The sequence below is a fragment of the Pseudanabaena sp. FACHB-2040 genome, from assembly GCF_014696715.1.
Taxonomy (GTDB): Bacteria; Cyanobacteriota; Cyanobacteriia; order Phormidesmidales; family Phormidesmidaceae; genus JACVSF01.
In genome coordinates, this window is the sequence record NZ_JACJQO010000017.1 from 147,886 (window position 1) to 162,479 (window position 14,594).

Consider the following 14,594-nt stretch of genomic DNA (forward strand, 5'->3'; position numbering starts at 1 on the left):
ATAGGCATCATTCAATGAATCGGCTTAATTCTGCGCTGTACCCTGCTGAAGGGAACCCTTGCCCTTTTCAGAGCCCATCTTCTCTGCATCTGCTGATTGTTGAAGATGCCCCTGAAGATGTAGAGCTAGTCGTACACGTTCTCAAAACCGCTGATATTCAATTCACCTTTGACGTAGCCGATACCCTTGAGGGCTGTCGGATCTGCCTGGCCGATCATCGCTATGACGCTGTTTTAGCCGATTATCGGCTGCCGTCATTGCAGGCTCCTCAAGTGCTGGACTTGCTGCTGCAGTCTTACCAAGATCTGCCCTTTATTTTAGTGACCGGCAGCTTGGGCGAAGAAGCAGCGGTAGACTGCATCAAGGCGGGCATGACCGACTATGTTCTAAAAGATCGCTTATTTCGCCTGCCCACTGTGCTGCAGCGGGCTTTGGCTGAGTGGGCGCTGCGACAACAGCAAAAGCAGGCCCTCAGTCGCCTTGAACAAAATGCTTGGCGAGAGTCGATCCTTAACCGCATCGTCAAGGCCATGCGGGAAACCCTGCTCCTCGACGAGGTGCTGCAAAGCACCGCCGACCAGCTACAGCAGGCGCTTGCCGTTAGTCAGTGCCTGATTTTGCGGCCCCACGAGCAGCAGATGCAGGTTCAGTACCTCAGTCAAAGACTGGCTCAAGGAGATGACTTGCCTCCTGCCCTGCCCGATCAGCTTGGTTTGCAACCTAGGCCAGACCCATTCCATATCCTGCTGTTTGCTGAGGCTCCCTTAACGCTGCAAATCCTGGATGATGAGTCTCCGCAATGGCACAAAGCATTTAGGGCGGCGGGGGTGCGATCGCTCATTGGGGTGCCGCTGGTGTATCAGCAGCGCTATCTGGGAGCTATTTGTCTGCAGCAGACAGACCATCAGCGTCAATGGTCTGAATCGGAGATTATGCTGGTACAGGCTGTGGCCGATCAGTGCGCCATTGCCATTCATCAGGCGGAGCTCTATCAGCAGGCCCAGATTGAGCTGGAGCAGCGACGACGAGCCGAAGCCCAACTGCGCCACGATGCCTTTCACGATACCCTCACTGGCCTGCCCAACCGGGCTCTGTTTATTGATCGCTTGAGCCACGCCCTGCAGCTCTCTCGGCGGCGCACCTCAGAAGATCGCCAGCGCCACCCCCACGACTTTGCCGTGCTCTTTCTCGATCTAGACGATTTTAAGGTGGTCAACGACAGTCTCAGCCACTATGCGGGCGATTACCTGCTGAGCGTCATGGCCCAGCGCCTGAGCACCTGTCTTAGAACTGGAGACACCTTGGCTCGTTTGGGCGGCGACGAGTTCTCGATTCTGCTGGAAGACGTGGATGCCCTCACGACCGTTATTGATGTGATTGATGAGATTCAATCTGTTTTAAAGCTGCCGCTGCTGCTAGAGAATACTGAGGTCTTTGTTAGTGCCAGCATTGGTGTGGTGCTCAACAATTCCCACTACACCCAACCCTCCGAGCTCTTGCGAGATGCCGAAATTGCGATGTACCGGGCCAAACACGCTGGGCCCGGCCGTTATCAGGTGTTTGACACTTCTATGCACCTGCAGGTGAGCCGTCGCCTGAAGCTGGAGAACAGCCTGCGGCGGGCAATTGAGCGGCAGGAGCTGTGGGTGGCCTATCAGCCCATTGTGGATTTGAGCCGTCATCAGGTGGTTGGCTTTGAAGCCCTGGTTCGCTGGAATCACCCGCTGCACGGGCAGATCTCCCCAGTCGAATTTATTCCCATCGCTGAGCACACAGGCCTAATCATTCCTTTGGGGCTGTGGGTTTTAGAGCATGCCTGTGTGCAGCTTCAGCATTGGCGCGAGCAGACTGCCGCCAGTAACGAGCTGACCATAAGTATTAACTTATCTGGCAAGCAGTTTGCCCAACCCGATCTGATTGAGCGAATCGACGAGATTTTACGCCAAACTCAGCTGACGGGCTCGGCATTGAAGCTGGAGGTGACTGAGTCGGTGCTGATCGAGAATGAGGAGATTGCCGCTCAAACGCTACACCAACTGCGACATCGCGGCATCGAGGTGTGCATTGATGACTTTGGCACCGGCTATTCCTCCTTGAGCTATCTGCATCGGTTTCCGGTCGATGTCTTGAAAATTGATCGATCCTTCGTCTCTAGTATTTCTGCCCGCCCAGAAAACCAGGAAGTGGTCAAGGCCATTTTGAGCCTAGGGCTTAATTTGGGGCTGACGGTGGTTGCCGAAGGCGTAGAAACCCCAGAGGAGCTGCAATTTTTGCAGAGACAGCAGTGCGAGCAGGCTCAGGGCTACTGGTTTGCGCCACCGCTGGCAGCGGCTCAGGCCGAAGACATGCTACACCCCGCGTATGCCCAGCACCCGACTTACCAGTTAGAGGGGGCATCAGCGCCGCCGCACCTTACTGACCATCTTGCGTGAGAAGCGCAGCTTAATCGACTCCTGCTCGGCCCATTCCTGCAGGATGCGGTAAAACACCTGCCGATCCTGGGTTTGCAGCACCGCTGTTTGGTCTGCCGTTTCAATGGCGTAGGGGTAGCCGCCGCCGACGACCACCTCGGCTCGCACCCAGTCTAATACTGCATCGAGCTGCCCAGCTTCCCACAGCCACAGGGGGATTTCTAGGCGCACCGGGTAGTTATCGCGGGTGGTCTTGAGGTAGGTAAAGCCAATGCGATCGCACAGCTCCCCATACTGCTCTAAAATGCCGCCGCGATCGCAACGATAGAGGGGACTGCGATCGCCCCAGTCAAGGTAGGGAGTGAGCACCTGAGCATCGTGAATGCGCTCGGTTTCTAGCAGAGCACAGGTGTGGTGCAGCAGCCGGGTCAGGTCGTGGGCATAGGAGGTATCAACATAGCCCACCAGCGGCACTCGATACTGTTCGCTAGCCTTGAGCAGCTTCAAGATGGCCTGGACATAGGCGGCCTGACTCTCATCGTCGAAAGGCTCGGCAAAAGTGACGACCAGCGACCCGTCAAAAAAGACCAGGCAGCGCTGAGAGTCGGCGCAAGACTCCATAAACTCCACCAGCCGCTCGATCTCCATTTCAAACCGGCGAATGTTCACCCGCCGATCGCCCAATTGCCCCTGCGGCCCAGTCTTTAGATCGTCCGGCGTGAGAATTTCCAGGCGAATGTCTTTTTTGTAGCTGCCCGTCGGCAGGTGAGGATTTTCAAACCAGCCAATTTGGATTAAAGCAATCGGCAGAGACAGATCTTTGCTGGGGAAAATCTGCGACCCGTCCACAGCAAACGTGGTAATGCCGGTGAGCACCTGCCGCACCCAGTCATGCCCTTCCTCCCGATTCGCCCAACGGCACGGAAAACGGACTATACCCTTGTCGTCCACCGGCCCATCCTCTAACGGCCGAGCACCTGCAGGTAGAGGCACGCCCTTCATCCGCCCAATACGCTGGTCTAGCGGCAGCGAGCCATACTCAGCCCACCCCTTTCGGTATGCCTTCAATAACTCATAAGTTTGCAGATTAAAGCCGGAAAAGGCGTCTTTGTTTTCCTCCAGCAATCTGCGAATCTGCGATGGACTGATCGGCATAGGCCCACAACTGCCTGTGTAGAACGCCCACAGTAGGACGAACGTATTGATTGGCGCAATTTTAGCCGGAAGTGAGGGATTTGTCATGTGCGGGTCTTGGGAGACGCGTCCCCTCTTCTCTCCCACTCCTCTGCCCCCCCGCTCTGCGTCTCTCATCTCAGCATAGATTTTTCTCTCAAAAAATCATTAAACGCCCTTGATCTCAGTTGCAGAATGTAAACCTGTGTTTCAATTCCCGTTACAACTGCCAGAACCCTTCAAAAACCCCCAATCCCGCGTGATAGGATGCCGTGGTAACTTTCTCGCGAAGTGGAGAACAGGCCCTTGTCACTCCGGGTTGCAGTCGTTGGATCGGGTCCGGCAGGCTCCTCAGCTGCTGAGACATTAGCCAAAGCAGGCATTGAAACGTATCTCTTTGAGCGCAAGCTAGATAACGCCAAGCCCTGCGGCGGGGCGATCCCCCTCTGCATGGTGGATGAATTTGAGCTGCCTCCGGAAATTATTGACCGGCGGGTGCGCAAGATGAAAATGATCTCGCCCTCCAATATCGAGGTCAATATCGGCAGTACTCTCAAAGAAGACGAGTACATCGGCATGTGCCGTCGGGAAGTGCTCGATGGATTTTTGCGCGACCGGGCAGCCATGCTGGGAGCCAAGCTGATCAACGGTACGGTGCACACGCTCGAATTGCCCAAGGGCAGCAATGATCCCTACACGCTCCACTACACTGCTCACTCCGAGGCAGGACTCGTGGGTGAGAGCAAATCGCTGCAGGTAGACCTGGTAATTGGCGCTGATGGGGCCAACTCCCGCGTGGCCAAGGCGATTGATGCCGGAGATTATAACTATGCGATCGCATTCCAAGAGCGCATTCGGCTGCCCGCCGACAAAATGGCCTACTACGAAGATCTGGCCGAAATGTACGTGGGCAACGATGTCTCTCCTGACTTTTATGCCTGGGTCTTCCCCAAATACGACCACGTAGCCGTGGGTACCGGCACCATGCGGGTCAACCAGGCCAAGATCAAGCAGCTGCAGGCGGGCATCCGGGAACGGGCAGCTCACCGGCTCGAAGGCGGCGAGATCATCAAGGTTGAAGCCCACCCCATTCCTGAGCATCCCCGCCCCCGGCGTGTGGTTGGTCGAGTGGCTCTGGTCGGTGATGCTGCGGGTACCGTCACTAAGTCCTCTGGTGAGGGCATTTACTTTGCGGCCAAGTCTGCCCGCATGTGCGCCGAGGCCATCGTGGAATTTTCCAATGGCGGTCAGCGCATCCCCACCGAAGACGAGCTCAAGGTCTACCTGAAGCGCTGGGACAGAATGTACGGCATCACCTACAAGGTGTTAGACATACTGCAAACCGTGTTTTACCGCACCGATGCTACCCGCGAAGCCTTCGTGGAAATGTGCGCCGACATGGATGTGCAAAAGCTCACCTTTGACAGCTACCTCTACAAAACCGTAGTGCCTGCTAACCCGCTGGTGCAGATGAAGATAACGGCTAAAACCGTCGGCAGTTTGCTGCGCGGCAACGCTCTATCTCCCACTCGCGGCTGGTAGCGATCGCAACCTCCAAGAAGCAAAACATCTTTCCTTAACAGCAGCTAGGAGCAGGTCAGTAACCTGCTCCTAGTTTTTTATGCGAGTTAGGCACCTTGCCTGACACTTCAAGGCAGTGATTTTTGTTGCGATCGCAAAAAGGCCGAGCCGGCCCAGAAAAGCAGGCGGTTAATTAATGATGAAAACTATGTGCCTTGAGGTTCAGCACTCAAAAGAAACCCCGTCTCTTTAAGCAGCTGCTGTAGTTTGGCGTGAGGCAGTTTCGTGTCTTTTTTGTTATTTCCCCATATCTCAAAATAGAAGTTTCGCATCAGTGCAATAATGCTGCGGTACTTCACGATGCTGGCCACATAGAATTCATCTAGCTTGATGTCCCTATCAGCATGAATCTGCTCAATATTGTCGAGTAATAGAGATCCCAACTCGTAGGGTTGTAAGCCCTCTTTTGCGCCATATTTTTTCAGTATCCTGCGCTTATCGTTCTCCGGGCACAAATTATACGCTGATCGAATCAGGTGGCTAAGGTTTCGCAGAATCTCTCCGTAATCGTAAAAGGTGTTCTCTTGGAAAAAAGTCTCTTCATCCTTCGTCAGCGTAAAACTCCTGTCAAGCGCTAAACCAAAATCAGTTAGATAGATCTGCTCACCATCGGTAAGGACGTTGCAAAAATGTGCGTCGAAGTGGATAATCTCCTTCGCCCGCAAAAAGGCGATGGTCGTGCATAAGTCATCCAGAGATTGCTGGAATTTGCTGGGGTTTTCTCTGAGCCATGTTTCTAAAACATGCGGTATATACTCCAAGAACAGAACCAACTCATGGTCGGCACTCGCTCTATCTAACATGTATTTCCCGGCGTTCGCACTATTACCCCAGTACTCCACAAAGCCCTTTAGACGCTCCCTATCCACGTCTGCACGCTGCGCAAAGAACGGAACAATCCGGTAATGGTACATTAGCGGAAAGGTGGCGATCTCCCCATCAAGCACCCAATTGGTAGTCTTGATATGTGTCACAAGTTCACGGAAGACCCCTAGCCCGGCAACCCCCAAACCAGCAGAGCCGAGTCCGTAATTAAAGTAAGTTGGCAGGTCGTAAAGGTTTCTAGTAGAGAACAAGTTGTCATATTCAATGTTTGTGACTGGAATGCGTTTCACAAAAATTTTGGATTGCCCAAGAACTATGGTGTGAGTGAGTTCCCAACTCAAGCCTGAGTGACTATCGCCGAGCAGGGAATGCAGTTGCGCATTATCCAGCTGAGCAATCTGTGAACTGAGCTTGAAGTATCTCTTCCTTCTAAGTTCTATGGGGTTCTTATCCATTTTTCTTGCCCAGTCCCATCATAAGAAGCCACATTAATACCAGTAGAGCACGCCTTATCGAGGCATTAGTTTAATACGGCACCAATGAGGGCGTTCCAACAACCGAGATAAACAGCGGCAGACAACCTCGGCATTACCATCAGCCCCCTCATCCGTTCATTTCATCGATTTGTTGTGCCGCGAATCGCTAATCTGCAACCCATCAATATCCGGGTGGGTGCGAAACTGTACCAGTAACCGCCACAATTTTCTCGGTTAGATCGAGAAGCTGATAATCCTTCCACCGTTTACCAACAAGATGAATGCCAATCGGCAATCCATTCTGAGTTTGTCCGATTGGCAGCACTACCACAGGATGCCCAGTCAAGGTGAAGATACTGGTATAAGCAACACCCCCTAGAACATAAGGCACTTGCTGGCCTTCTATATGAATAGGCTTACCAGGAGTCTGATGCTTAAAGGCTGGAAAAGGAACAACTGGGCAAATCCACGCATCCCATTGCGCGAGAAAGCGATCCATCTGCTGCATGAGGCGAGATCGTCGAGCCAAGGCTGTACTGTATTGCTTCAACGTCAACCTTGAGCCTCTCAACGCACCCTTGATTACACTACCGCCTGCAATTATCTTCCGCAGATTGTCTTTCAAGATCGGCTGAACCGGAATCGGTCGAGATGCTAGCCATGCGCCAATCAGCTCGCCGTAGGTTTCCCAGGCACTCGTGTAATCGAAATTCGAGGGCGATGCTTTTTCAAGCTGGCATCCTTGCTCAATCAAAATTTGTGTCACCTTCGTAAGCACGTTTCGGGTTTCCTGACTGGCAGAGATCTCTCCAAAGTCATCTGTCCAAGCAATCCGATAGGTGTTGAGTGGGCGAGAATCAGCCGCTTGTGGTGGGGCAGGAGCAGCATAAATCCATCGTTCATCTTCACCCTCGACGATTGAGAGCCAAAGCTTTAGATCTTCGACCGCACGAGTCATGACACCCGGAGCATAAAGATATTGAAGCCCTGTGTCGCCCTCCAAGGGAGCAGGCCATGCGCCTGCCATTGAAACCCGATTTTCTGTCGGTTTGATGCCAAATACTCCACAGAAGTGAGCCGGAATTCGAGCAGATCCCCCCAACCCAGTACAGACATCCATTGGGACAAATCCGGCGGCAACTGCGGCTGCGCTTCCGCCACTGCTTCCTCCCGCAGTACAAGATAAATCCCAAGGATTATTGGTTCGCCCAAAATCAGAAAGAGCCTGCATATCAGAAGCAAGAATCGCCATGTTGGTTTTTCCCAGCAGAATTGCCCCTGATGCTTTCATGCGAGCAATGATCGTGGCATCTTGTGTTGGGATGTAGTCAAAGAACTTTTTATAGCCGCAAGTCGATCGCAGTCCAACCGTTTCGTAGCAGTCTTTAGCGGTTATCGGCACACCATGTAATGCACCCCAGATTTCTCCTTTAGTAATCGCCTTATCCGCAGCTCTCGCTTGTTGTCTGGCGTGTTCTTCATCCAGCGTGACAATCGCATTAACTTTTGGGTTGTGCGTTTTGATTTGCTGAAGATGCGCCTCTAAAACGTCTTGGGCTGAAACTTGACGCTCGCGAATCGCTTTGGCTATCTGGCTAGCTGTCCAAAATACAAGATCACTCATAGGTGCTGAAATTCAATTCTGAATGGTTTTGCTCAACGCCGAGCTTAGTCAAAACCATTACGGCTTGTCTTTCGCGATCTTCCAAAAATTATCGTGATCCACCAAAAACTTTAGAGTGAGTTTCGATAAGCCTTAGGTGTGACACTCGTATGCTCACGAAATACTTTTGTAAAATGGCTCTGGTTCTGAAACCCGACTCGATGGCACACTTCAACGATCGCCAATTCAGGCCGGCTCAGTAATTGTTTTGCTCGCTCAATGCGGCATTGTGTCACATATTGGTAAGGCGCAACGCCGATCGACTGTTTGAACAGACCAGCAAAATAGTGGGGGCTCATTTGCACGACGGCTGCAATCTCCCCTAAACTCAGCGACTGATCAAGATTGTCTTGGATATATGCGATCGCAGTTTTGAGTTTGTAAGGAGATAGCCCACCTGAATACTCTTTGATAATTGCGTTTCGGGTTGCATATCGTCTAATCAAGTGCGTTGCTAAAGCTGTTGCCATCGATTCTGCATAAAGCTGACTATCGCTGCCTGCAAATTCAAGTTCTCGTTTAAGCTCTAGTCCCATGTGATAGATCAGCGGATCTCGTCCCAAGACTTGTGGTGTGAGTTCAATTTGCTCTACGCCCAAATTTCTGTCTGTTACCAGTGCCAGTAAATCTGGATGAAGCGACATCAACATAAATTCCGCATTGCCATACGCTTCGGTACTTAAGCTTTCGTGCGCGGGATTAATGGCAACATTACCTGGCCAGAACTGTTTGTAGACTCGACGATTTGCCTTAAACTCAGTTGACTCGTAGCTCAACCCAATACTTATGATGTGCACCGGAAAGGCATAGTCGGGAGTTGCATGAATGGGCTGGCGATGATATTCAAAATGAATTCCCTTCCATCCGGCCTGCTGGCTAGACATGACAGGCGGTAATGGTAAAACCTGCTGCCAAGCGTCTGATCGCTCAAGCTGAACGAGCCGAGGTTCAAGGTTTTGCATGGCTTTGATGATTGATGGAAGGTAAAAATTATTCTATCGTCAAGTAGAGAACGCAGTTGAGTATTATTCAACTGAGCAATTTATGAGTTGAGCTTGAAGTATTCCTTCCTTTTAGGTTCTATAGGGTTCTTATCCATTTTTCCTGCCCAGTCACATCATGAAAAACTACGTAAATACAAAGCGTTTAATTGATATGGTAACGATTGAGGTGTTCCACCGATTCAGCTATCAAGTAGAAACGACCTTCGTACTCAAACAGTGATCTATGCTCCGTTCCAGTTCAGCGATATGTTAGGCGCTGTCTTAAGCAAGAGTGGCTGAAAAACACAATTGGTCATCATGTGACCTTGGTTTTAATCCATCTTTGTAATTAGCGCAGAGGGTAACATCAACGTATCCATGCTCTCGCAAACACATGATGAATTCTTCCCGCCCAAACCAATGTAACGGAAGATGCTGTAATTCTGTGTCAATTAACTTTCCGTCTTTCCATTTCTCGTAACGAATGAGCGTGTGTTCAACTTGCTCTATCCAATCAATCGAGGATGACGTTTGCATCACAATCACTGAGCCATCCGAGCATTGGATAGGCTGCCGTTGCTTCACAGTATGTTCTGTCTTGAAGGAGTCAACAGGCAATTCTAGATCAATGAAGATTTGCCCATTAGGTTCTAGATGTCTAGCACATGCTCGTAAGGCTGCGATCGCAGCTGTTCGGCTGCCTAGCAACATAAATGACCCTAAAGTTATGACGATTGCACTGAACCTACCCGGGACATCTAGGTTTTCTATTGAACCCTCATAAAGTACGGGATTTAAGCCTCTTACTGCACAGTTCTGTTTACAAGCAGTCAACATGTCAGGGGATGCGTCGATTCCCTCGACATCTAATCCTGCCTCCAGTAAAGGAATTAGTAAACGTCCTGTCCCAACCATTGCCTCCAAAATTCTTCCACCAATTCTGGAAAGATGTTGAATGAAGTAAGGAACATCAGGGTACTCTCCGCCGACTGGCTTGGTCAGTTCATACACCTCAGTACACAAAGTTCCGTATGTGGTTAGCCTCATCTCTATCGCCCACCGCTAGTCGAGCAATGCTTTAACAATAACTTCCTAAGCCGCTCATCTCAGACAAATCAACTAGAGAGTCAGTGAAGCTAAAAGACGGGCTGAGGCACTGGGCAGGCTTTGTGGATGTATCGTGTTGTGGCTAAGCTGGTGGCGATCTTGTTCCTCGCTCCTGCTGCTGACCCTACTCAAAAAAATCTTTTATACGGTTGACGCCTACGTAGCACACACCGTATTCTCAATCCTTAAGCTGTCGTGCGCGGCAGCCTAGACCCGGAACTCATTGACTTAGCGCCGCCTGCAAGTGTTCTCAGCACAAACAGGCGACTGTTCCCCCGAAGCTGACTTGGGCAGTTCGGAGGCGTGGGGTTAGTTTACCTCCCCTGCCGCCCCGATTGCACACAACCACGGGGCTGCTAGGAAAGTGAGTTCTGGTTTCCTAGTTCACACTACATAGGGACCAGAACCACATGTTTCAATCAAACGATTTGGGTGCTCAGCCACCCACAGTTCCACCTGTCCAATCAACCAAGCGCAAACCGAGACGCGAGAAGGTGACCAATGTGCTCTACGGCAGCCTAGAAGTGCTCGATCGCACCATCAAGCATCTGCACACCCTCCACTACGCCGACCCCGACGACTGGAGCGACCCTATTCCCAGCGGCAAAGACAGCCAGTGGATGGCGGTGTTGATCAAGCACCTGCTGATTGAGTAGGTCTTTGTAGGGTCGGTTCCGCACATTTACACAGATAGCCAGGGGATTTGATTCCCTGGCTCATGTCGCAAAAGGCTTCAACTCCCCTAGACGATTGTTTTGCCTTTAATGAGAACGAATTGGTTTAATGGCTTGGCTACTCGCCATAGTTTTTCACCTTATCATCCTGAATTTAGATACTATCGCTCAACCTCTACCTAACCTTAAACAATGGATAAAAAGCTCGTGACTGCCTCCCCTCACATAACCGAAGCACCTATAAACTCTTTGGTATGATGACAGCCCCAATAGTGCTGTCCACTGCCTGACAAACTTGTTTTTTGTATATCCACAGCAGTGCAGCGAGTACGACTAGAGAAACTCCTACTAATCCGTAGGTCGCTGTCATACCAAAGTTTTGACTAATTGGTTGAGAGACGATAGGAGAGAGAAATTGACCTAAAAACATAAACATGGTTAGCCCTCCTAATGCTCTCCCTCGCAGAGCATCTGGAACTTCATTAGCAGTCCAGACATTTAGGTTTGGCATCATTAAACCCAACCCGATGCCAGTCGGGATCAACACCAATAGTATCAGTGAGTAGCTGCTGGCAACTCCAATACCAACGTAACCTAGCCCAATTAGCCCAAAAGCGATCGCCAGAATCTTGATAAAGCTAAAGCGTTTTTTAACTCTGCCATAGTTCATAGAAGCAAAGGCACTGAAAAGAATAGAAAATGCGATCGCTAACCCAGTTTGAGTAGCTCCGGCCCCTGAAAGCTGCTCAAGGTAAAAAGGCAACTGTACCGGAATCAGGTAAAAGGCAATCTGCTGTAGCATTACACAAGCGTATATCAGCACCAACAGCTTTACAGGCAGCTTTGCAGTAGGCACGGGCGTATCAGCGCTTACAACATCAGCTTTAATCCGCAATGGCTCATATAAGCTAAACACAATACCCGGTATCAATAGCCACGAAAACAGGTAGATCAAAAAGGGAAAACGCCAGTTCAAATCGGCAATAAACCCACCCACTGATAGAAACAGAACACCGCCAAAACCCATAAATGCCGCTTGTAAACCCATAAAGTTCGCACGTGCATCGCCCTGGTAATAGTCTGCAATCAGTGTCGTTGCGCTGACCATCACACCTGCTACTGCCAGCCCTAGCAACGCTCGCCCGACAAGAATAGTAAAGACCGAATTCAGCACAAAACCTGAGCTTCCAGCAAAGCCATACAGAATTGCAGAGCCCAACAACAGAGACTTGCGGCCAATTTTATCAACGGCTTGCCCAGCGATCGGCGAACCGATCACAATAAATAGGGCAGGCACTGTCAAGACTAGCCGTACCCAAAATTCGGAATTGGCAACGTTCGAAAAGTGCGCCTGCATAGCAGGTAGAGAAGGCGCTATGGTGGCTCCTGACATCACTGTGAGTGTGCTGGCTAGCAAAATTGTAATTTTCGTCAGCCCTGCGTTTGGATCTTGAGTTCTCATAAAATTACGAGGGGTTGTAATAGAGCTGATATCTAGTGACTGTGCAAAGACTTACAGCCTTCTCAACCTGGAGAGTTAGCCAAGAAAGCTAAAATCCAGTTAACAAACATAGAGATGATTGCCTTGTTCCATTGGTTATCTCTTCAATACATCAATAAGTTAGGTTTGTAGGATGGGTGTTACTTGTCCTGTAATCATTTGCCACTTTCCATCACGTTTGATGTAAACGTGCAAATCTCTGACTCGTTTTTGTCCTCGCTCCTTCATGTTCAATGTCATGCGGAAATTGACTACTGCAACTGTGTCAGCATACCAATGCACTTGAACCTCATCTGTCGTGTACGATTCAACCTCAGCGTGCTTAACGTTTTCCAGTTCCATTTGCTTGTCTGCAACTCGGCCATCTGGGAAAACAGCTAAAAAGTCGTCCGGCAGATCGCGATCAACTACTGCCACATCACGTTCTAGTAAAGCGTCAAGAAAGGCAGCATCTAGTTCGAGAATAAGGCGTTCCTCAGTTACTCTATCAATTGTCATTTGTCTAATAGCTCTTTGTATTTTTATGTCAATTTAACTCGCGACTTTTTCTAAGAAAGGATAGTCCGTATACCCTTCTTTACCACCGCCGTAAAACGTTTCAGGATCGGGTTCATTCAACGAAGTATTTAGCTTGAAGCGGCTTGGCAAGTCTGGATTTGCTAAGAACAACTTTCCAAAAGAGATCAGATCTGCGCTTCCATCGGCTAACGCAGCATTTGCTGTTTCATAGGTGTAGTTTCCATTAGAAATTAATGTCCCTTGATAAAGGGGACGAAACAAAGGAGTCACAGGATTGATTACATCTCGACTCTTCAAATCTATTTCGTTCGGTTCCATTAAATGGACATAGGCCAACCCGACGGGGTTAAGCGCTTCAAGCACGTAACTAAAGGTCGCTTGAGGATTTGAGTCAACCATGCCATAGAATGTGTTGCTGGGTGAGAGCTTGATGCCAACCCGGTCTGCTCCCCAAATACTAGAAACCGCTTCAACGACCTCCATCAGAAATTTGGCTCGATTCTTAATTGAGCCACCGTACTCATCATTTCTTTGGTTGGAACCGTCTTGCAGGAATTGGTCAATCAGGTATCCAAATGCACCATGCAGTTCAATACCGTCGAATCCAGCCGCTTTAGCATTCTTGGCACCAGAGCGAAACTGCTCAACAACTTCAGAGATTTCGTGTTTTTCCAAAGCCCGGGGCGTTTCCATGGCCACTTTGCCAGTCGGAGTGTGCAGTTCACCAACAGGTGCGATCGCACTCGGTGCAACAGGCTGTTTTCCGCCTAGTAGGGAGGGATGGGAAATTCTGCCGGAGTGCCACAACTGTAGAAAAATCTTTCCACCTGCATCGTGTACTGCGCCTGTCACCATTTGCCATGCCTCAATCTGCTCCGGCGAATAAATGCCCGGACAGTTCATGTACCCATTACTCATGGGTGAAACCATTGTGCACTCGGTGATGATCAAACCTGCGGATGCTCGTTGAGCGTAGTAGGTTGCCATTAAAGAATTGGGGATACCCCCCATTGCTCGCAGCCGAGTCATAGGTGCCATAATGATGCGATTGGCGAGGCTGTTAGAACCGAGTTCGATGGGTGAGAAAAGATTGATTGCTGTACTCATGGCTCTTTCTCTGAGTTTGAGCCTAAGCGTATCAGGTATAAACCTTGTCGTCTTGAATGATCTTGCTTTTATCAGTACGTTCTTGCTAAGAAGCCCGAAACTGACTAGGTGAAGTTCCAACCTGGCGTTTGAAATGACGGGCCAGGTGACTTTGATCCACAAAACCGACTTGAGTAGCAATGCTTGCGATTGACAGATTTGTATTTCTAAGCAACCGTTTGGCTGCTCAATCCGATATTTGATTAGATATTGATGTGGGGTTAGGCCCGTAGATTATTTGAATAGATGACTAAAGTAATAAGGACTCATCTGCACCGCCTCAGCTAACTCTATTAGGCTGAGACTCTGTGCTGAATGTGCATTGATATAGTCAGTTACTTGTCGCAGCCGAGCTTGCGGTAATCCATCAGAGTAGCTTCGAATCTTGGGCTTCTGCGTTGAGTAGTATTGCACTATATGAGCAGAAGCAGAATTGGCCAGCGCGTCGTATCAGTGTCTAAACCGCTGTGATCCCCTGAGTAGGTTAATCATAAGTTCCAAAAACCTACCTAAAAAGCTGTTTGAATGCCCTTTA

General features: G+C 50.0%; 11 protein-coding genes. 3 read left to right on the forward strand and 8 right to left on the reverse strand.

Going from position 1 to position 14,594, the window contains the following annotated elements; genetic code table 11:
- The first annotated feature begins 14 nt into the window (after positions 1-14).
- A complete protein-coding gene (locus tag H6G13_RS19260) occupies positions 15-2,432 on the forward strand; it encodes an EAL domain-containing protein (RefSeq protein WP_190485789.1) in 2,418 nt (805 codons plus the stop codon).
- On the opposite strand, the gene H6G13_RS19265 is transcribed toward H6G13_RS19260, so the two are convergent.
- Positions 2,397-3,566: a DNA double-strand break repair nuclease NurA gene (locus H6G13_RS19265; RefSeq protein WP_190485791.1), complete on the reverse strand. Its 1,170-nt coding sequence runs from the start codon at positions 3,564-3,566 to the stop codon at positions 2,397-2,399. The two genes, H6G13_RS19260 and H6G13_RS19265, sit on opposite strands and share 36 nt — an antisense overlap.
- Positions 3,567-3,890: 324 nt before the next feature.
- Between H6G13_RS19265 and chlP the strand changes: the two genes are divergently transcribed.
- Positions 3,891-5,126, forward strand: a complete 1,236-nt coding sequence (gene chlP / locus H6G13_RS19270; protein ID WP_190485793.1) for a geranylgeranyl reductase — start codon at positions 3,891-3,893, stop codon at positions 5,124-5,126.
- A 185-nt stretch (positions 5,127-5,311) separates the two neighbouring features.
- Here chlP and H6G13_RS19275 read toward each other — a convergent pair whose 3' ends face one another.
- The 4 genes from H6G13_RS19275 to H6G13_RS19290 form a co-directional block, all read right to left on the reverse strand.
- Positions 5,312-6,445, reverse strand: a complete 1,134-nt coding sequence (locus H6G13_RS19275) for a hypothetical protein (protein WP_190485795.1) — start codon at positions 6,443-6,445, stop codon at positions 5,312-5,314.
- A gap of 202 nt (positions 6,446-6,647) precedes the next feature.
- Positions 6,648-8,090 carry an amidase gene (locus H6G13_RS19280; RefSeq protein WP_190485797.1) on the reverse strand — a complete coding sequence of 481 codons (1,443 nt, stop codon included), beginning with the start codon at positions 8,088-8,090 and terminating at the stop codon, positions 6,648-6,650.
- Between the two features lie 110 nt (positions 8,091-8,200).
- On the reverse strand, positions 8,201-9,091 hold the full coding sequence (locus H6G13_RS19285; RefSeq protein ID WP_190485799.1) for an AraC family transcriptional regulator: 891 nt from the start codon (positions 9,089-9,091) through the stop codon (positions 8,201-8,203).
- Between the two features lie 303 nt (positions 9,092-9,394).
- Entirely contained in the window at positions 9,395-10,123 is a 729-nt protein-coding gene (locus tag H6G13_RS19290; protein WP_190485801.1) for a class I SAM-dependent methyltransferase, read from the reverse strand.
- A gap of 506 nt (positions 10,124-10,629) precedes the next feature.
- On the opposite strand from H6G13_RS19290, the gene H6G13_RS19295 reads away from it, so the two are divergent.
- Complete coding sequence (locus H6G13_RS19295) at positions 10,630-10,875, forward strand: hypothetical protein (RefSeq protein ID WP_190485803.1); 246 nt, start codon at positions 10,630-10,632, stop codon at positions 10,873-10,875.
- Positions 10,876-11,131: 256 nt separating this feature from the next.
- Here the strand turns inward: H6G13_RS19295 and H6G13_RS19300 are convergent, their stop codons facing one another.
- The 3 genes from H6G13_RS19300 to H6G13_RS19310 form a co-directional block, all read right to left on the reverse strand.
- The gene (locus tag H6G13_RS19300) at positions 11,132-12,355 is read right to left on the reverse strand and encodes an MFS transporter (RefSeq protein WP_190485805.1); all 1,224 of its coding nucleotides are present in this window, start codon (positions 12,353-12,355) and stop codon (positions 11,132-11,134) included.
- 159 nt (positions 12,356-12,514) lie between these two features.
- A complete protein-coding gene (locus H6G13_RS19305; RefSeq protein WP_190485807.1) occupies positions 12,515-12,892 on the reverse strand; it encodes a nuclear transport factor 2 family protein in 378 nt (125 codons plus the stop codon).
- A 33-nt stretch (positions 12,893-12,925) separates the two neighbouring features.
- Positions 12,926-14,020 (reverse strand): alkene reductase, encoded by a 1,095-nt coding sequence (locus H6G13_RS19310; protein WP_190485809.1) that lies wholly within the window; start codon positions 14,018-14,020, stop codon positions 12,926-12,928.
- Between the last annotated feature and the right edge of the window lie 574 nt (positions 14,021-14,594).

Coding starts and splice junctions, on each gene's coding strand:
- H6G13_RS19265 (WP_190485791.1), bottom strand. CDS start 3,566: ATGCCGATCAGTCCATCGCAGATTCGCAGATTGCTGGAGGAAAACAAA.
- H6G13_RS19280 (WP_190485797.1), bottom strand. CDS start 8,090: ATGAGTGATCTTGTATTTTGGACAGCTAGCCAGATAGCCAAAGCGATT.
- H6G13_RS19310 (WP_190485809.1), bottom strand. CDS start 14,020: ATGAGTACAGCAATCAATCTTTTCTCACCCATCGAACTCGGTTCTAAC.
- H6G13_RS19300 (WP_190485805.1), bottom strand. CDS start 12,355: ATGAGAACTCAAGATCCAAACGCAGGGCTGACGAAAATTACAATTTTG.
- H6G13_RS19295 (WP_190485803.1), top strand. CDS start 10,630: ATGTTTCAATCAAACGATTTGGGTGCTCAGCCACCCACAGTTCCACCT.
- H6G13_RS19305 (WP_190485807.1), bottom strand. CDS start 12,892: ATGACAATTGATAGAGTAACTGAGGAACGCCTTATTCTCGAACTAGAT.
- H6G13_RS19260 (WP_190485789.1), top strand. CDS start 15: ATGAATCGGCTTAATTCTGCGCTGTACCCTGCTGAAGGGAACCCTTGC.
- H6G13_RS19285 (WP_190485799.1), bottom strand. CDS start 9,091: ATGCAAAACCTTGAACCTCGGCTCGTTCAGCTTGAGCGATCAGACGCT.
- H6G13_RS19275 (WP_190485795.1), bottom strand. CDS start 6,445: ATGGATAAGAACCCCATAGAACTTAGAAGGAAGAGATACTTCAAGCTC.